Here is a 17,217-nt window from a genome sequence, read left to right as displayed (position 1 = left end):
GGCGGCTCATCGGCCGTAGACCGGGTCCGGCTGGGTGGCGGGCGCCTTCAGCGAGGGCTGCAGCCACTTCTTGTAGGACGCCTGCCACGACCCGTCGGCGTCCATCTGCTCGAGCACGCCGTTGATGAACCGCACGAGGTCGACGTTCTCCTCGTTGACGCCGATGCCGTACGGCTCGTCGGTGAGCGCCTCACCGGTGAGCACCTCGGCGTACGGGTCCTGCGCGGCCAGGCCGGCCAGCACCGTGTCGTCGCCGGTGATCGCGTCGGTCTCACCGTTCTGGAACTTCAGCAGGCAGCCGGTGTGGTTGCCCGCGGTCACCGGGATCGCGTCGGGCGCGATCTCCTGGATGTTGTCGAGGCTCGTGGTGCCGGCGGGAGCACACACGCGCTTGCCGGACAGGTCCGCGACGCTGCGGATGCCGGAGCCCTTGGCCACCAGCACCTTCTGGCCGGACTGGAAGTACTCCGCGGAGAACGCGATCTGCTCCCACCGCGAGCAGTTGATCGTCATGTTGCGCGCGACGATGTCGAGCTCGCCGCTCTGCAGCAGCGGGATCCGGTCGGCCGCGGAGATCACCCGCAGCTGCACGTGCCCCTGGGCGGTGCCGAAGATCGCGGCCGCGATCTGGTTGACCATGTCGATGTCGAAGCCCTCGATGACACCGGTGAACGGGTTGCGGGAGCCGAGCAGGTAGCTGTCGGCCGAGACACCGGCGCGGAGGAACCCCTGGTCACGGATGTCCTGGATGGCCTTGCTGTTCCCGACGTCTGCGGTGGCGTACGAACGGGTCGGGTCGCCGGTGTCGTCCTCGCACGGCACGGTCGCGGCGGGAGGCGCGGCCTCCGGCGTGACGGCGGCCGGGACCTGCGTGTCGGAGTAGCCGCACCCGGCGAGCAGGGCGAACGTCGCGACAGCGAGCGTCAGCTTCCTCATGCTTCTCCGGGGTCCCCGCGGAAGCGGGTCCTGGAGGAGCGAAGCGGGGGAAGGGCGCGCTTTCGTGGGGTGGGTCATGCGTACTCCCTCCGCCGCAGGCCGATTCCCCACGTCACCAACCCCGCGGCGGCGATGCCGATCGCCAGGGTGAAGAACCCGAGGACCAGGATCCCCGTGTTGCCACCACGCAGCGCGTCGGTCGTCTGGAAGCCGGCGTCCGCGATGACCTCCTGCGACCGGGCGTCGAACGCGTCGAGCGTCGTGTCGGTCGTCGACAGCTCCACCGCCTGGTCGTACTGACCCTCGGTGTCGAGCCGGACGACGTCCTGGTGGACCGCGACGTAGTCGGCCCAGTACGGCAGCGTCTCCGTCGAGGCGTTGTCCTCGACGGTCTCCGACGCGACCACCCAGCGGTCCTCGTACACCTGGCCGGACCCGCGCGAGATCAGCCGCAGGCTCTCGTTGGCCTTGGCGTCGTTGGCGGCGGTGCGTGCCGTGGACTCGCGGTACGACGTGTCGTAGCTGCCGGCCTCGAGGTCGTTGTTGCTGCTCGCCTGGATCGCGGCGACGAAGAACCCCACCACCGTCAGGACGACGACGGTCGCGAACGCCGCAGCGACACCGATGTTGATCCGGCGGTGGAACCTCCGTGCCAGCTGGCGGTTGACCCAGTAGAGGACGCCCAGCGCGGCCAGGCCCGGCAGGAGGATCAGGAACGGGTGCTGGGCGTTGAGCTCGTCCTCGGCGCGCTCGGCGTTCGCGGCGACGAGCGCCTGCACGATCGGGATCGCCGACCCCTCGACGGCGGTGTCGCGCAGTCCGGCCGACGCGGTCCGGAGGTACTCCGCACCCACCGGGAAGCCCTGCCGGTTGTTGGCGCGCGCCTGCGCGATCGTCGCGTTGTACTCGGTGACCGCGGTGTTCAGGGCCGCCAGCGCGTCGCGGTCGGCGGGCTGGGCCTCGGCCGCCTCGGCGATCTGGCGGGTGATCGTCTCGATCGCCTCGTCGTACGCCGCGCGCTGCTCGGGCGGTTCGAGGCCGCCGGTGAGGAACGCGGTGGTGGCGAGCGCGTCGGCGCGGAACAGCGTCGACTGGATGTTCTGCACCCGCACCAGCTGCTCGGTGTTGTTGGCGGCCTGGCGGTTCGCGTTCCACGACAGCACCTGGATGGTCGCGGTCAGGATCGCGAACAGCAGGCACGCCAGGACGGCGACCAGCTGCCAGCGGCTGAGCAGCCTCGGCACGTCCTCCTGGACGAGCTGCTTGGTCAGCTGGGCCTCGTGCGACGAGTCCACCTGCGTCTGGGTCATGAGGCCTCTTCCTCCTCCACGTCGACCGGCGCGAGGTCCTCGGCACGGATCGTGCGCAGCTGCTCGACGGTCGGCGACTCGATGTCGCGCAGCCGCCAGGCGTGGGCGCCGATCGCCGCCTCGAGCAGGTTCCGCACGTACCGAGCATTGCCGAAGGTCGGCCCGCGCGTCACGGTCCCGAGGATCTCGCGCAGCCGGGCGACGACGGGCTCGGCCACGTCGTACTCCGCCGCGGACGCCATCACCTCGAAGATGTCGGCGAGCTCGTCGTCGGTGTAGTCGGCGAAGTCGATGGTGGTGCGGAAGCGGCTCTCGAGGCCGGGGTTCTGCGCGATGAACACCGCCATCGGCAGCGGGTACCCGGCCACGATCACCACCAGGTCGTCGCGCTTGTCCTCCATCTCCTTGACCAGGGTGTCGATCGCCTCGGTGCCGTACTGGTCGCCGGAGAGCGAGTACGCCTCGTCGATGAACAGCACCCCGCCCTCGGCGGACTTCACGACCTCGGCGGTCTTCATCGCGGTCTGGCCGAGGTAGCCCGCGACCAGCTCGGAGCGGTCGACCTCGATCAGCTGTCCCTTCGAGAGCAGACCGAGCGCGCGGTAGATCCCGGCGACCAGCCGCGCGACCGTGGTCTTCCCGGTGCCGGGGTTGCCGTTGAAGATCATGTGCCGCGTGATCGTCGGCGCCTTCAGACCGGCCTCGGCCCGCAGCCCCTCGACACGCAGTACGGCGGCCTGGCGGTGGATCTCCGCCTTCACCGCCTCGAGACCCACCAGGGCGTCGAGCTCGGCGAGCAGCTCCTCCACGGTCTTCGGCTCCGGCTCGGGCTCCTTCGCGGGCTCGGGCGGTGTCTCAGCGGGAGGGGCCGCCTGCACGGGCAGGTTCGGCAGGTTCGGCAGGTTCGGCAGGTTCGGCAGGTTCGGCGCGGGGGCCGGCGCCTGACCGAGCTGGGCCGAGGCGGCGGTGGCCGCGTTGCCGACCGTGCGGGCGTTGGGCTCCCCCAGGCCACTTCCGGCGACGGCGACGTCCGCCAGCGCCTTGGCGTACGCCGCGGCGTGCGCCGACCCGGACAGCGCGAGGGCGCTCATCGTCGGCGTCGGCGCGGAGCGGTAGCGGCGGCCCTTGGACGCGGCGGCCATGAAGTCCTCGGCGGTGCGCCCGTTGCCGGCCCCGCCCGCGGTCTGCTCGGCCCAGTCGACATACGCACCCTTGGCGGGCTCGGCGACGGTCGCGGCCAGCCGCTCCCCCTCGGCGCGCGCCTCCGCGGGGTCGACGCCGGCCGCGGTCGCAGCCGCCTCGAGCGCCTCCAGCGCCTCGGTGAGGTTCATGCCGTCGGTCCCAACGTCAGGTCGGGCCCGGAGGGCGGGCCGAACTTGGCCTGCAGGAACATGCCGTGCGCGATCAGCGCCTGCGCGTCGGCGCGGTTGGCCGCGTCCAGGATCTTGTCCATGGTGGCGGCGAGCAGCTCGAGCTGGTCGATGAGCACCATCAGCGAGGTCTTGTAGCCGTCGATCGGGCGGGTGTCGGCCCACTCGCGCGGCAGCCGCAGGTAGCCGCCGACCGCCTCCGGGAGGTAGTCGGTCGCCGTCGCCATCACCGAGTAGCTCTCGATCGTGCCGACACCGAGGTGCCGCAGCTGCGGGAGCGTGTCGCGGATGGTGCGCGCGATCCGCTGCACCCGCGAGGTGATGACCGGCGGCGCGTTGCCCTCGGTGAGCATGGCGTTGACGCGGTTGAGCGCAGCCAGGATGTCCTGCTCGGTGGGTGCGGACGGGACGGCCGCCGCCTGCTCCTCACCGCGTCGGCGCCCCAGCCACGACTTCAGGCCCACGTCAGCTGTTCGGCAGCGTCGACAGGTCGAGGGTGCCGGCCGCGTTGCGCGCGTCGTGCGCCTGGACCCGGTCGAGGTAGGCCTTCGACTTGTCGACCTCGGTCTCGAGCACCCCGATCGTCTGCGACATGTTGTCGAGCGCCTGGAGCTTGAACTCGTCGATCGAGTCCATGGTCGCGTAGATGTTCGCGAACGCCGCCTGCAGCTGCTCGATCCCGATGCTCGACGAGGCCGCCTGCTCCTGGATCTGCGCGGAGTTGTCCTTGAGCATCTCCGAGGTGCGCTCGATCATCCCGGAGGTGGTCGTGTTGAGCGCCGAGATCTGGTCGAGCACGAGCTTCTGGTTCCCCAGCGCCTGCGCCACGATGACCGCCGTACGCAGCGCGGAGACCGTCGTCGTCGACGCCCGGTCGACGCCCTTGATGAGCTCGATGTTGTTCTTGATGATGATGTCGATCGCGAGGTACGACTGGATCGAGACGGCCAGCTGGGTCAGCAGGTCCTGGTGCTTCTGGCGGACGTAGAACAGCACGTCCTGCCGCAGCGTCTTCGCAGCATCCGGGTCGGTGAGCTCGAGCTCGGCGATCTTCGCCGACAGCTTCGTGTCGAGCTGCTCGGCGACGTAGACGTACTGGTTGAGCCGGCCCATCGACGCCCAGAGGTTCGTCTTCTCGAGGTTGAGCGCGACGTTGTCCTTGGTGAGCTCGTCCTGGCCGTTGCGCAGGCTGTGCAGGATGCCGTTGAGCTGGCTCTGCGCGGACTGGTACTTCCGGAAGTAGTCGGTGACCTTGTCGCCGAACGGCAGCATGTCCAGCCAGCGCTTGGCGCCGGTGGCCTGACTGGGGTCGAGGTCCTCGACGGCCCGCCGCAGCTCGAGCAGCGTCTTGCCGACGGCCGAGCCCTCGGAGATGCCGCCGTCCTTGAGCGCCTTGACCGGCTGCTGGAGCATCCGGTTCGACGTCTCGGCGGCGCGACGGATGTCGTCGTCACCCATGGTGCGCACGCTCTCGGCCTGCTTCGCGAACTCCGGGCTGCCAACGGCCGTGCTGCTCAGCGCGCTCATGAAGCCCTCGACCTTGGCGTCGAGCTCCGGAAGCACGGCGGCCGGCACCTGCGGCGCCATCTTCGGCGCCTGCGTGGCCGCCACCGGGGCCGGCGCCTCCGGGGCGACGAGCGTCAGCGACGCGTCGGGCGGGGTCAGCGGCGCGACGGCAGCCGCACCCGCGTCAGACTCTCCAGCTGGTGTGGTCATGGCATCCTCCGAGCGACGTTCGGCCCCTGCGAGCCAGAGTCTTGCAGACCTCCCGCAACTACGCTGCGCACATGACCCCCGAGGAGGTCGGCCGGTACGCCGAGTCGCTGCCGGGGGTGAAGCGCAAGGGCACCGAGGCGCGTCCCGCGTGGTACGTCCGCGACCGCCTGGTGGTCCGTCTCGACGACCCGCGGACGGCCGTGATCCGCGTGCCGCTGGCCAGGCGGGAGTCGCTGCTGGACAGCTACCCGGGCAGCTTCGGCGTACCTCCGCGGATGGAGGCGCACCACAAGGTCGAGGCGTACCTCGACGACGCGGACCCGGCAGGCGTACGCGCCGCGATCGAGCTCGCCTGGGAGATGCAGCGGCGCTGACCTCCGGGAGGACGAACGTGGTCCTCAGGTCCCGCTGTCCGGCACCTGCGGCCGAGGTGCGAGGGGGTCCGCGCTTCCTACCGTCGAGACGTGCTCACGAACCTCCGCCTCCCGGCTGCCCTCCTCGCCGTCGCCCTCGTGGCCCTGGGCTGCGGGAGCGACGACTCCCTCGGGCCTGGCGCGCAGCCCCTCTTCCGCCCGGCCGTGCACCTCCCGCAGGGCTCCGCGACGACCAGCAGGGTCGATCCCGAGCTCCGCCTGGCCTTCATCGGCGCGAAGGAGGACGCGCGCACCGACGGCGTGACGCTGGTCGTCAACAGCGGCTGGCGCAGCCGGGCGCACCAGCAGCGGCTGTTCGACGAGGCCGTGCAGCGGTACGGCAGCGAGGACGAGGCGCGCCGGTACGTCGCCACCCCGGACGGATCCGCGCACGTCACCGGCGACGCCCTCGACATCGGTCCGCCCGAGGGCGCGGCGTGGCTGGGCGAGCACGGCGCGGCGTACGGCCTGTGCCAGGTCTTCGCGAACGAGGCCTGGCACTTCGAGCTGGCCACGTCGCCCGGGGGCACCTGCCCGGAGATGCTGCCCGACAGCAGCTACCGGGGCTGAGCGCGCGCGTCGACCACACCGGTCCAGCGGCGGTGCACCGGGCCATCGAGCCCGCCCGGGAGGTGTAGCCGCTAGGACCGGCGTGGTCCGGAGGGTGTCAGCCGTGATGTCCGTGGTGGTGGTGCCGCAACGGCCGCAGGTAGTGCGTGCCTGCGTGCCAGGCGACCCTGATCCCCAGCCACTTGCCCTGCCGGTCAGCCGTGCGGAAGTGCAGGCCGGCCCAGATCCTGGCCTCGACGATCTCGTCCAGCACCTGGGAGAAGGATCCGAAGGTCCGGACGGTGGCCTCCCCCGCCAGCAGCAGCGACGAGACGCTCGTGATCGAGTAGCCGCCCTGGATCGTGTTGCCGAAGTACGCCCTCAGGATCGTCGTGTACGCGCCGTCCAGGCACAGGTGACCGGACGGGTGGTCCGGGTACGGCGCCGAGATCAGCGGTGTCCACGCGGCATCGGGCTCGGTCCCCGCGTTGCCGTCCTCCGCGGCGCGGCGGATCGCGTTCAGCGGACGCCAGAAGTCCCAGTAGTACTTGTCGTTCCAGCAGTTGATGGCCGCGTCGGCCCCGCTGAGGTTCGCCAGCGCGAGCATCCGGGCGGTGTCGAGCGCGTTCAGGTCGTTGCGGTCGGCGAGGTCGCGGGCGACCTCGTTCCAGCTCCGCACCGGCGTGCTCTGCCACCACCGGGCGATGTAGCCCTGCTCGGCCGTCCGGACGGCGCTGGTCGCCGAGCCGATCGCCTTGACCTCGTTGAAGTCCGTGGCCCACTGGGTGCTGGTGAGCGCCAGCGGCCCGGCCGTGCGGAACTGCGACGACGACGTCATCGTGAACGGCCGCACGCCACCGACCCACGGCGTGGGGTCGAGGATCGGCTGGTTCGTGACCGGATCCAGTGACGGGGACCAGTGACCGGGAGCCGAGTTCGGCACCCACTGCGAGGGGCCGAACCGGCCGTCGCCCTGGCGGTCGGCGATCATCGCGGCGGCCGCGGCCTCGCCGGCGGCGACACCCTTGGTCTCCGCCCAGCCGTCGGGTACGGCGGCGAGCGCGTCGGCGTACTGGGTGTCGAGGGTGGCGAGCCGCGTGGCTCGCTGCTCGTCGGTCAGACCGACCGGGACGGTCGACACGATGTCGTGGAGCACGCCGTACGCCGCGGCAGCGGTCGCGGCGTCCTGCGAGGCCCAGCGTGGGAACCGCTTGTGGAGCAGGTACGGCCGGAACTCCCGGTGCGCGATCGCGTTGACGGCGTCGAACACCGCCCCCTGGACCATGCCGACGTGGACCGCCGCCGCGGGCGGCGCACCCCCGGCCGGGCCGGGCAGCCCGATCAGGGTGTCGACCGCGATCTGGTTCCAGGCCCGGACGGCGTCGCCGCTCACGTCCGGCCCGTGTCCGTGGCCAGGTCCGCTCGCCTGGCTCGCCGGTGCGGACGCGCCGCCGACCGCGAGCGCCAGGACGACGCCTGCGCCGACCAACTTCAGGTGTGACCTCATCGCTTCCTCCTCGAGCAAGAGGGCCCGTCCCCGGAGGTCCTTCGCGATATCGCCGTTCCCAGGTCTACCAGTGCGCGACGTGCGGTCGCATCCCGCAGGTTGCTGAGATCGAGTGCCCAGAAATCACAACAGCCCCAGGGGATCGCCCCGGGGCTGTTGCTCCATCTCACCCTCAGATGTCAGTGGGCATCACGTTCGTGCCGGAACGCATGCGCTCGCGGTAGCTCCCGGTCGGGAACTCGCGGTCGACGAGCTTCTCCATGAAGCCCTTCAGCGTGCGGTTGCCGTACGCCGGCGCGACGTGGTGGACGACCGACCAGTACTTCGCGGCCTCGAGGTAGAACACGACGGGCTTGAGCTGCTTGCTCAGCTTGCTCAGCTTCGAGAGCCGGGCGATCTTCTTGTCCCAGCTGGCCATGGTGATGACCTCCCACTTGGGCTCCTTGCCGTTGAGCTCGAACATGAACTCGCCGGCGCCCTTGAGGGTCACGGTGTTGTCGGCGTTCCAGGGACCGCCGACCGGGAGGATGCGGCCGATCGCGTCGTCGTTCAGCACCTGGTTGACGATGAACTCCGCCAGGTCCTCGCGCGCGATCGGGTTGACGACGTTCCACTCGCCGTGGTCGTAGATGCGGTACGCCAGGTCGTTCTTGACGTCGCCGAACGCGACCGAGAGGTACGGGAAGTACGCCGTCGGGCGGATGATCGTCCACGGGATGTTGCCGTGGTGCTCGCCGATGAGCTCGCCCTCGACCTGGATCTTGTAGACCTGGGGGATCAGCTCGGGGCGGTAGACGCCGTAGTCGCTGATGTGGATGAACTGCTTCACGTCGTTCGCGACCGCGGCCTTGATGCCGTGGACGACGGCCTCGTGGTCGACCTGGCGGCAGTCCTCGGCGTCGTTGGGCTTGCGGCCCGACAGCAGCGAGATCACGACCGCGGTCGGCGCGGCGGCGACCGCGGCGGCGACGTCGGCGGCCTTGGTGGCGTCACCGACGATGACCTCGGCGTCGGCGTACTCCGCCTCGTTCTTCACCTCGGCGCTGCGCGACAGCACGGCCGGCTTGTAGCCGCGGCGGGCCAGCTCGGGGACGAGGGCGCGGCCGATGTAGCCGGTGCCGCCCAGGACGAGCACGCGCTCGCCGTTGCCGTTGCCCGTCGGGCCGGTGACGTAGGTGGTCGACTCGGTGCTCAGGACGCGGTCGAGCAGCTCGTGGCTGTACTTCTGCGCGGCGGCGGCGTCGAGGTCCGTGATGGTGCTGTAAGCCATGTGTAGATCATATACACATTCACTTTTCCAGGGGAACGATCCAGGCCGGAAGCATCATCTGGGTCAGCGGACCGATCGCCAGCGCGTACAGAACCGTGCCCAGGCCCAGCGTCCCGCCGAGCAGCAGGCCGATGATCACGACGGTGATCTCGAGGCCGGTGCGGACCAGGCGGAGCGAGAGGCCGGTACGCCGCGCGAGCCCGGTCATCAGGCCGTCGCGGGGGCCGCGCCCGAGCTGGGCGCCGATGTACATCGCGGTCGCGAGGCCGCAGAGCACGATGCCGCCGACCATCAGCGCGACCCGCGCGGCGATGTTGTCGGGTCGGTCGAGCAGCGCGAGCGTGGCGTCGGCGGAGAAGCCGACGATCAGCGCGTTGGAGATGGTGCCCAGGCCGGGCTTCTCGCGCAGCGGGATCCAGAGCAGCAGCACGACGAACGACATGATCACGACCGCCTGCCCGATCGTGATCGGGAAGTGCTCGGTGAGCCCGGAGTGGAGCACGTCCCACGGCGCGAGGCCCAGGTCGCCGCGCATCATCATCCCGAGCGAGACGCCGTACGCCACGAGGCCGGCGTACAGCTGCGGGAGCCGGCGACCGAGCCGGCCGGCGCGCAGCTGCGCGATCGGGCCGAGGTCGGCGAGCGTCCGGGGTGCGGTGGCGATCGTGGTCACGGGACCAGTCTGGCGACAGATTGGCCTTCTCTGAAATAGCCAATCGTGCAAGAGTGGTCTGCATGTCGCGCACCATCTCCGCCTCTCGGGTGGCCACCCTGGTCGAGGGCTTCGACCGCTCCCCCGCGTACGCCGGCCTCGCCGACGCGCTCACGCTGCTCATCGGCGACGGCCGGATCGGCCTCGGCACCCGGCTGCCCAGCGAGCGCGAGCTCACCGACGCGCTCGGGGTCTCGCGGACCACGGTGACGCGCGCGTACGTCGCGCTGCGCGAGGGCGGGTACGCCGAGGCGCGGCAGGGCGCGGGCACGTTCACCCGGGTGCCCGGCGGGCGGGCGCGGGCGCACGACCGGGCGCTGCTCCCCCGGCCCGGCGACTCCGACGCGATCGACCTGAACTGCGCCGCACCGTCCGCCCCGCCCCAGCTCGCGGCTGCGTACGCCGCCGCCGCGGCCGACCTCCCGCCGTACCTCGGCGGTCACGGGTACTTCCCCGCCGGCCTGCCCGAGCTCCAGCGCGCGATCGCGGCGACGTACGACGCACGCGGGCTGCCGACCGATCCCGCGCAGATCATGGTGACGCCGGGCGCGCTGACCGCGGGCGCCGTCATCGCCCAGGCGTTCACGTCGCCCGGCGATCGCGTGCTCGTCGAGTCGCCCACCTATCCCAACGCCACCGACGCGCTGCGGCACGCCGGCGCCCGGCTGGTGCCGTCGGCGGTCGACCCGGACGGCTGGGACCTCGACGCGGTCGCGGCCACGCTGCGCCAGACGTCGCCGAAGCTGGCGTACCTGATCCCGGACTTCCAGAACCCGACCGGCCACCTGATGACCGACGCGCAGCGCGAGCAGCTCGCCGCGCACCTGCGCCGTGCCCACACGGTCCCGATCGTCGACGAGGCGCACCAGGAGCTGGCGCTCGAGGGGCAGCCGATGCCGCGACCGTTCGCGTCGTTCCTGCCCGAGACGATCACGATCGGCAGCGCCAGCAAGTCGTTCTGGGGCGGGCTGCGGCTCGGCTGGATCCGCGCGCCGCGCGAGCAGATGGACCGGCTCACCCAGGCGCGGGTGTCGTTGGACCTCGGCGCCCCGGTCTACGAGCAGCTCGTGATGGTCCGGCTGCTCGCGGACGCCACCGCGATCCTCGACGAGAACCGGCAGCGGCTGCGCGAGCAGCGCGACGCGCTCTCCTCCGCCATCACCGAGCTGCTGCCCGACTGGCGGTTCCACCTGCCCACCGGCGGCCTCGCCCTGTGGTGCCGGCTGCCCGGCACGCACGCCACGGCCGTCGCGGCCGAGGCCGAGCGCCGCGGCGTGATCATCGCCCCCGGCCCGGTGTTCGCCGCGGAAGGCGGACTCGACTCGTTCGTCCGCATCCCCTGGACCCGCCCGGCCGACGAGCTCACCGAGGCCGCGCGACGGGTCGCCGAGGCCTGGGCCGTCGTACGGTCCCGCCCGTCGGGCCCGAGTCGCACGAATCGGGTGATGGTCGCCTGACGCTGGCAGCCGCACTATGCAGGCATGGTCGAGACCCTGCGTGAACGCCTGCTCCCCGACAGCCAGCGCCGTACTCCCGAGGAGCTCGACGACGACCTGAACCTCCGCTCCGGTGACGCCCGGGCGAAGCAGTCGGCGTTCTGGGCGATGCTCGTGCTCTCGTCGATCATCGCCAGCGCCGGCGTCCTCGGTGACTCGACCGCCACGGTCATCGGCGCCATGATCATCGCCCCGCTGTCGACGCCGATCATGGGCATCGCGCTCGGCATCGTCCTCGGCCATCGCAACGGCTCTCTCGTCTACGTGACCCTCGGCGCCGTCGTCGTGGTCGCGATCGGCGTGGCGTTCTCGCTGGCCGTGCCCCAGGACATCTCGCTGCTCGGCAACAGCCAGATCTCCAGCCGTACGTCACCCGGGCTCGCGGACCTCGCGGCCGCCATCGCCACCGGCTTCGCCGGCTCGATCGCCCTGTCCCGACGCGACGTCGCCGCTGTCCTCCCCGGCGTCGCGATCGCGATCTCCCTGGTCCCGCCCCTCGCCGTCGTCGGCGTCTGCCTCGGCCAGGGCGCCCCCGACCTTGCCCTTGGCGCCCTCGTCCTCTTCCTCTCCAACCTGCTCGCGATGGTCGCCGCCGGCGTCCTGATCTTCGCGACCCTCAACCCGGCCGGCGCGACCTCACACCGCCGCCAGGGCCTGGTCATCACGACCCTCGCCGTCGTGATCGCCATCCCGCTGATCGGCAACACCGCCGCCGTCTACGCCCTCGACCACTACACCTCCGAGGTCCGGTCGACGACCGAGCAGTGGCTCGCCCCCACCCCCGACGCCTCGGTCACCGGCGTCGACTTCACCTCGCTCACCGACGTCCACATCAGCGTCCGCCACACCGGCGACCTGCCGTCGTACGACAGCCTGCTGGACGCGCTGCACGGCGTCGTCCCCGACGGCGTCACCGTGCACGTCGACGCCTCCGTCGGGTCGGACACGACGATCGGGGACGTGGGCGACGACTGAGCGCGCCGCGTCAGTTCGGCCAGAAAGAAGCCCGGCCACCGTCAACGCTTGGTGGAAGCGCGCCGCAATTCGTAACCAGTGGCTTTGGCCAGCATCTTGTTGACCCGTTCGCGCCACTCACCGGCCGACTGCGCGGGGGGTGGTGTCGGGCTCGGTTTGCGCCCGCCCTTGTGGGGCCGGGGGCCGACCGCGGTCGGAAGAGTAGCCACCCGCTCCCATCCGGGCGTGATCGCCGGTTCGCGGGAGCGGCACCTCAGGCTCACTCGCGTGCCCTTCGCGTAGCCGTCGACACCAGGCACGGGCGGCCGGCCGTTCAGCCTGCCCTTCCAGTCGTACATGGATTCGATCTCGAAGCCATAGGAGCGCAGCAGCATCCGCAGCGCAGGCACCGAGGGCCGCAGCACCAGCACCTGACGCACTGCCCAGGCATCCTGGGCCGCACTGCGGATGTCCTCGACGTCACGTTCGCGAATCACTTTGAGGGTCCGCCGCGTCTCACGGGTGACCATCGTGTCGACGATCAGGTGCCGTGGTGCCAGGTTGTGGAGGCGGTACATCAATTCCGTGTGCCGGTAGGTGTGATAGAGGAACCCGAAGCACAGCACCACGTCGACGTCGAACTTCTCCCGGGCCAGTACCTCGAACATGTCGCCGCACACGAAGCGGTAGGTCGCCGGATCCTGGCCGTAGAAGGCGAATGCCTCCTGAGCCCTGTCGATGAGACTCTGCCTGACCTCAACCCCAGTTACGTGCGCAGCCCCGGTCTTCAGCGCGGCGAACGAGTATCGCCCATCGTGGCTGGCGAGATCGAGCACCCGCGCCCCCTCGAGGATGTCTCGGTTGCTGGCGAACAGCGCCTCGTAGCGCTCATTCATGCGGCTCCGTTGCTCGCTGGCGCTGCGTCGGTTTGGCCGGTGGTCCTGCCATTCCGGAGTGGACTCGCTGAGTTCGATGAACCGCGGGTAGTCGTCGGCGAACACTTTTCCCCCTGCTGGCTCCCAGATACTGTCCGCACAATCAAACCCACGCGCAGTCCCGACCACAAGGGTTGGGCGGGGGTGCCCACACGGACACAAGGACCCTGGCCACAACTGCCAAGGGCGAGAGAACCCGAGACAGTGCACGTCGCGGCATCACACCTGCGTGACCATCCCTCCGCAAGAGCGCCATTCTGAGCATCGAGCCGAGCCTGCGCCCCGCCGACCACCTGGACCGAGTCTGGCCGGACACCGGTCCTACCGGAATCGTCCAGTAGCCGCTCTTGTGCATTTCGTCGCTGGATGCGGTGGTGGTACGCCGGTTGGCCGCCGACCTGACGGCGGGAGGACTCCCGCGCTCCACGCACCTGTGTTGCGTGAACGCCGATTGCCAGATTTCTCGAGCCGGGTTCCTGGCCATGTTCCTCTGCACGTCCTCACCTGGCGGGAAGTGGTGACCTGTCGGAGTTGTAGGCGAAGCACGCTCCAAGGACGCTGCCGCCCGGGGTGAAGGTCGAGCGAGGGCTCCAGGCGGCGGTGATGGCCATGCCCTGGAACTTATCGGGAACGGTTGGGAGGCACTGCTCGTCGGTCGCAGTCTCGAGGTCGCTTACGGATGGATAGGCGGTGAGCCCGTCGATGAAGGTGGGCGTCCCCGTCGCCTCGTAGACGTGTGGATTGTCGCACGGCACGTAGGGCTGGTCGGTCTTGTCGGTGGGCAGCGTGTTGAAGCAGCCCCAGCGGTCGGTCGGCGGGTTGTCGGCGATGCCAGCGCCGCTCCCGGTGGTCGCGTGGGCGCCGGCGTACTCCCACGTAGTGGGGAACACCAGGTCGCAGCGGACCCAGGACGCGCCGTCATCGATCTCCTCCTGGGAGGGCAGGAACGCAACCCAGCTCCACGGGATCCAGGAGTCCTGGCTGACACCGACGTACCGGAGTACGTACCCCTCGCACGGGTCGATCCGCCTCTGTGCATCCTCGATCGTCGGCTCGTCCAACACCAGCACGGCCGCGGTCTGTGTCGTGTGCTTCTGGTCGCAGGACACCTGGTCCGAGTCGTCCACCCAGTGGTCCGGGTCGACAACCAGCTTGGCGGGCACGGCCCAGCACGTCCCCTCAGCTGGCTTGATCGGCGCCGAGTTCGGTGCCGGTGTGGGCGTCGGGGCCGGGTCAGGGATGTCCCCAGTGGTCCCCGTGGTGGCCAGGGCGATACCGAGGGCCAGCACCACCAGGACCACGGCTACCGTCGCCAGCGCCGTGGCGGCTCTCCGCCGCCGGTGGGCCGCGATGCGGTGGTGTACGTCAACGAGGCGCTCGGGGGTCCGGTCCTCGAGGGTCCAGGAGCGCTCGGCCAGGAACTTGAGGTCTTCGCCGTTCATGACACGCTCCCTTCATCCGAGGCAGGCGCCAGTGCGGTGTCCAACCTGAGCTTGGCCAGCGCCTTCGCGCATTGGCTCTTGACCGTCCCTACAGAGCAGCCGAGCAACTGTGCAGTGTCGGTCTCGGTGCGGTCCTCCAGGTAGCGCAGGACCACGACCGCGCGCTGCCGGCGAGGCAATCGTCCGATCGCGGTCCACAGGTCCTGCCCCTCGTCAGCGGTGGCCTCAGAACCTCCCGAATCACGTAGCTGCGCAGGTGGCTCGTCGGTCGGACTCTCCCGTATCCAGCGGCGACGCCACCACGATGCGGACGTGGTGACCATGATCCGGCGAACGTACGCCTCTGGGTCGTCGATGCGACTCCACGCGAACCAGGCCTTGGTGAGTGCGGTCTGCACTAAGTCCTCAGCCCTGCCTTCGTCCTGAGTCAGCAGGTACGCCGACCGCACCAGGGCCTGAGACCGCGCGGCGACGAACTCGTTGAATTCCGATTCCTCCGCCATACGACCACGACCCTCGGCTAGCTGGGCTCGGATGCCGACCGGGGTGCTGACATCCCTACCAAGACGCGTCGAAGACACGAAAAGGTTGCCCGATCACAGCCTCCTCCGACACGAGGCGGTCGACCACCCACCAACTGCGGATCCACGTAGGCACGGCGCCAACCGGGCAGCAAGTAACGCCGCCGCGCCGGCGGCGCGACCCAGCCGCCGAGCACGCGTCGGAGACGCCCACTCCGCCGCGACAGCGGCAGCATCACTCCGCCGCCTTCATGTATCGAGTCGCGTCCGTCTTGCTCCTGTGCAACGAGGCGTCAAAGGTGAGCGGTCGTCCTTCCGCTCACCCTCAGACGCTCGCCCGGCCAGCCCGTCAGGGCAGGTGCCGGTACAGCGATGGGAGTGGAGGAACGAGTCATGGACAAGGCCCCGACACACGACACCCCGTGGAGCGTCGACGACGCGATCACGTTTCTGCGCGGTGAGGCGGACCGGGACACGAAGGAGTGGGAGCAGTTCTGCCTGCGGTTGGCTGCTCGCGCGTACGGGTACGCGGCCAGCAATGTCGCGGACGCCGACGGTGACAGCGATCACGACGTCGCGGACTTCTGGGCCACGGCGAAGCCCGACTTCAAGCACCCCGGCGACCGCAAGCCACCCGTCGGTGGACTCGCCATCTTCGGGAATCCGGGCCGCTTCGGACACATCGCGACGGTGGTGAAGTCCGACGCCCAGGGGGTGATCGTCCTGGCCAACAACGACCTCGACGGAGGGCGGGTCCGTCCGCTGTCGTTGGCGAAGATCGAGGACGATCTCAACTTGAAGTACCTCGGATGGTTCGAGCCCCACTTCCCACTCGGCACTGTCGGCAACCCACAAGGACTCCCCGAGAACGGGGACCGGCAGCGGGTCTTCCACCGAGCCCTCTTCCTGGGCAACACCGGCTCCGAGAGCGTGCGGATCCTCCAGAAGCGGCTCCGCGAGGTGCTCGACATCGACCTGGACACCACCGGGAGCTACGACAACGCCACCAAGAAGGCGGTCGGCAGGTTCCAGTCCCGGATCGCCCGGTTCACCGGCGCCGGCGCGGACGGGGAGATGTTCGACCCCCGCACCCAGGACGGCGGCGAGCTGACCGCGCGGCTGCTCTTCCCGGACAAGCGGTTCGACCTGCGCACCGGCGCCGTCCCCGACTCCGACCAGCGGATCGATGAAGGGACCGACGGGCATGCACGCCCCGACAGCGGCGGCAACACGACGGGGACGGGTTCCCCGGACCCGGACCAGCCCGCGCAGGAGCGGCCGCGGGTCGATCTGAAGCAACTGGTGCCCGGTCGCTCGAACCAGTCGGTCCAGCGGCTGCAGCATCGGCTCAACCGCGTCGCTGACGCCGGGCTGACCATCACGGGCCGCTACGACGACGCGACGGTTGCCGCCGTCCGGGCGTGGCAGATCTCCATCGGCGACGTCAACGACGCGGACGGCATCCTCGGTCTGCGGCAGTTCGCCGTGCTGTTCCCCCACCGGCAGTTCGCCCGCGCCGGGGCACCGCCGTCGACACTGACCCTCAGCTCACGCGGTGAGGACTTCATCATCGAGTTCGAGGGCTTCAGCTCGACGCTCTACAACGATCAGGCCGGGCATTGCACCATCGGTGTCGGGCACCTCGTGCACCCCGGCAACTGTCGCGCCACCGAGGGAGGCCTCGAGAATGGCATCACCCGCGCCAAGGCGGCCAAGCTGATGCGCCAGGACGCCCGCTCGATGATCGACTCCGTCGCCAGCCATGTCACGGTGCCGTTGACCCAGGAGCAGTTCGACGCCTTGGTGTCGTTCACGTTCAACGTCGGCGTCGGGAACTTCGAGACCTCCACGCTGCTGCAGAAGCTCAACTCCGGCCACCCCGAGGCGGTCCCCGCCCAGCTCAAGCGGTGGAACAAGGTCACGATCAACGGCCAGAAAGTGGTCTCCAACGGCCTGACCCGCAGGCGCGACCGCGAAGCCAAGCTGTTCTCGACCGGCGTCTACACGGCCTGAGCACTGCCCCGCGACCGGCCGCATCGGCTTCCCTGCTGCTCGCACTGGGCGTTGCGATGTGGCCGGGCGACAG

General features: G+C 70.2%; 16 protein-coding genes. 5 read left to right on the top strand and 11 right to left on the bottom strand.

Translation table 11 applies throughout. The annotated features are described in order from the left end of the window. Nucleotides 1–6: 6 nt before the first annotated feature. From MJ604_RS04825 to MJ604_RS04805, 5 genes are all read right to left on the bottom strand, one after another. Nucleotides 7–936, bottom strand: a complete 930-nt coding sequence (locus MJ604_RS04825; protein ID WP_243057160.1) for a glutamate ABC transporter substrate-binding protein — start codon at nucleotides 934–936, stop codon at nucleotides 7–9. A gap of 74 nt (nucleotides 937–1,010) precedes the next feature. After that, nucleotides 1,011–2,246, bottom strand: a complete 1,236-nt coding sequence (locus MJ604_RS04820) for a hypothetical protein (protein ID WP_243057159.1) — start codon at nucleotides 2,244–2,246, stop codon at nucleotides 1,011–1,013. Continuing rightward, nucleotides 2,243–3,577: an AAA family ATPase gene (locus tag MJ604_RS04815; protein WP_243057158.1), complete on the bottom strand. Its 1,335-nt coding sequence runs from the start codon at nucleotides 3,575–3,577 to the stop codon at nucleotides 2,243–2,245. The genes MJ604_RS04820 and MJ604_RS04815 overlap by 4 nt, the downstream gene beginning before the upstream one ends. Next, nucleotides 3,574–4,080, bottom strand: a complete 507-nt coding sequence (locus MJ604_RS04810) for a hypothetical protein (RefSeq protein ID WP_243057157.1) — start codon at nucleotides 4,078–4,080, stop codon at nucleotides 3,574–3,576. The genes MJ604_RS04815 and MJ604_RS04810 overlap by 4 nt, the downstream gene beginning before the upstream one ends. A 1-nt stretch (nucleotide 4,081) precedes the next feature. Continuing rightward, nucleotides 4,082–5,332: a toxic anion resistance protein gene (locus MJ604_RS04805; protein ID WP_243057156.1), complete on the bottom strand. Its 1,251-nt coding sequence runs from the start codon at nucleotides 5,330–5,332 to the stop codon at nucleotides 4,082–4,084. 71 nt (nucleotides 5,333–5,403) lie between these two features. Here MJ604_RS04805 and MJ604_RS04800 point away from each other — a divergent pair, with 71 nt between their 5' ends. Then, the gene (locus tag MJ604_RS04800; protein ID WP_243057155.1) at nucleotides 5,404–5,706 is read left to right on the top strand and encodes a hypothetical protein; all 303 of its coding nucleotides are present in this window, start codon (nucleotides 5,404–5,406) and stop codon (nucleotides 5,704–5,706) included. 90 nt (nucleotides 5,707–5,796) lie between these two features. After that, on the top strand, nucleotides 5,797–6,315 hold the full coding sequence (locus MJ604_RS04795; RefSeq protein ID WP_243057154.1) for a M15 family metallopeptidase: 519 nt from the start codon (nucleotides 5,797–5,799) through the stop codon (nucleotides 6,313–6,315). A gap of 97 nt (nucleotides 6,316–6,412) precedes the next feature. On the opposite strand, the gene MJ604_RS04790 is transcribed toward MJ604_RS04795, so the two are convergent. From MJ604_RS04790 to MJ604_RS04780, 3 genes are all read right to left on the bottom strand, one after another. Then, nucleotides 6,413–7,801 (bottom strand): vanadium-dependent haloperoxidase, encoded by a 1,389-nt coding sequence (locus MJ604_RS04790; protein ID WP_243057153.1) that lies wholly within the window; start codon nucleotides 7,799–7,801, stop codon nucleotides 6,413–6,415. Between the two features lie 172 nt (nucleotides 7,802–7,973). Next, the gene (locus MJ604_RS04785; RefSeq protein ID WP_243057152.1) at nucleotides 7,974–9,071 is read right to left on the bottom strand and encodes an NAD(P)H-binding protein; all 1,098 of its coding nucleotides are present in this window, start codon (nucleotides 9,069–9,071) and stop codon (nucleotides 7,974–7,976) included. A 19-nt stretch (nucleotides 9,072–9,090) separates the two neighbouring features. Continuing rightward, nucleotides 9,091–9,744, bottom strand: a complete 654-nt coding sequence (locus MJ604_RS04780; RefSeq protein ID WP_243057151.1) for a YitT family protein — start codon at nucleotides 9,742–9,744, stop codon at nucleotides 9,091–9,093. 62 nt (nucleotides 9,745–9,806) lie between these two features. Here MJ604_RS04780 and MJ604_RS04775 point away from each other — a divergent pair, with 62 nt between their 5' ends. Continuing rightward, on the top strand, nucleotides 9,807–11,240 hold the full coding sequence (locus MJ604_RS04775; RefSeq protein ID WP_243057150.1) for a PLP-dependent aminotransferase family protein: 1,434 nt from the start codon (nucleotides 9,807–9,809) through the stop codon (nucleotides 11,238–11,240). A 24-nt stretch (nucleotides 11,241–11,264) separates the two neighbouring features. After that, nucleotides 11,265–12,254, top strand: coding sequence for a DUF389 domain-containing protein (locus MJ604_RS04770; RefSeq protein ID WP_243057149.1), 990 nt, complete (start codon nucleotides 11,265–11,267; stop codon nucleotides 12,252–12,254). Nucleotides 12,255–12,295: 41 nt separating this feature from the next. Here MJ604_RS04770 and MJ604_RS04765 read toward each other — a convergent pair whose 3' ends face one another. From MJ604_RS04765 to MJ604_RS04755, 3 genes are all read right to left on the bottom strand, one after another. Then, nucleotides 12,296–13,234 (bottom strand): methyltransferase domain-containing protein, encoded by a 939-nt coding sequence (locus MJ604_RS04765; RefSeq protein ID WP_243057148.1) that lies wholly within the window; start codon nucleotides 13,232–13,234, stop codon nucleotides 12,296–12,298. 434 nt (nucleotides 13,235–13,668) lie between these two features. Further along, nucleotides 13,669–14,610, bottom strand: coding sequence for a septum formation family protein (locus MJ604_RS04760; RefSeq protein ID WP_243057147.1), 942 nt, complete (start codon nucleotides 14,608–14,610; stop codon nucleotides 13,669–13,671). Further along, complete coding sequence (locus tag MJ604_RS04755) at nucleotides 14,607–15,113, bottom strand: SigE family RNA polymerase sigma factor (RefSeq protein ID WP_243057146.1); 507 nt, start codon at nucleotides 15,111–15,113, stop codon at nucleotides 14,607–14,609. The genes MJ604_RS04760 and MJ604_RS04755 overlap by 4 nt, the downstream gene beginning before the upstream one ends. 411 nt (nucleotides 15,114–15,524) lie before the next feature. Between MJ604_RS04755 and MJ604_RS04750 the strand changes: the two genes are divergently transcribed. Continuing rightward, nucleotides 15,525–17,144 carry a glycoside hydrolase family protein gene (locus tag MJ604_RS04750; protein WP_243057145.1) on the top strand — a complete coding sequence of 540 codons (1,620 nt, stop codon included), beginning with the start codon at nucleotides 15,525–15,527 and terminating at the stop codon, nucleotides 17,142–17,144. Nucleotides 17,145–17,217: the final 73 nt, after the last annotated feature.

It is taken from the genome of Nocardioides sp. SR21 (genome assembly GCF_022761125.1).
In the GTDB taxonomy this organism is placed as follows: Bacteria; Actinomycetota; Actinomycetes; order Propionibacteriales; family Nocardioidaceae; genus Nocardioides.
Note: the sequence above shows the minus strand (reverse complement) of the source record. Positions and strands in the feature narration are given on the sequence as shown.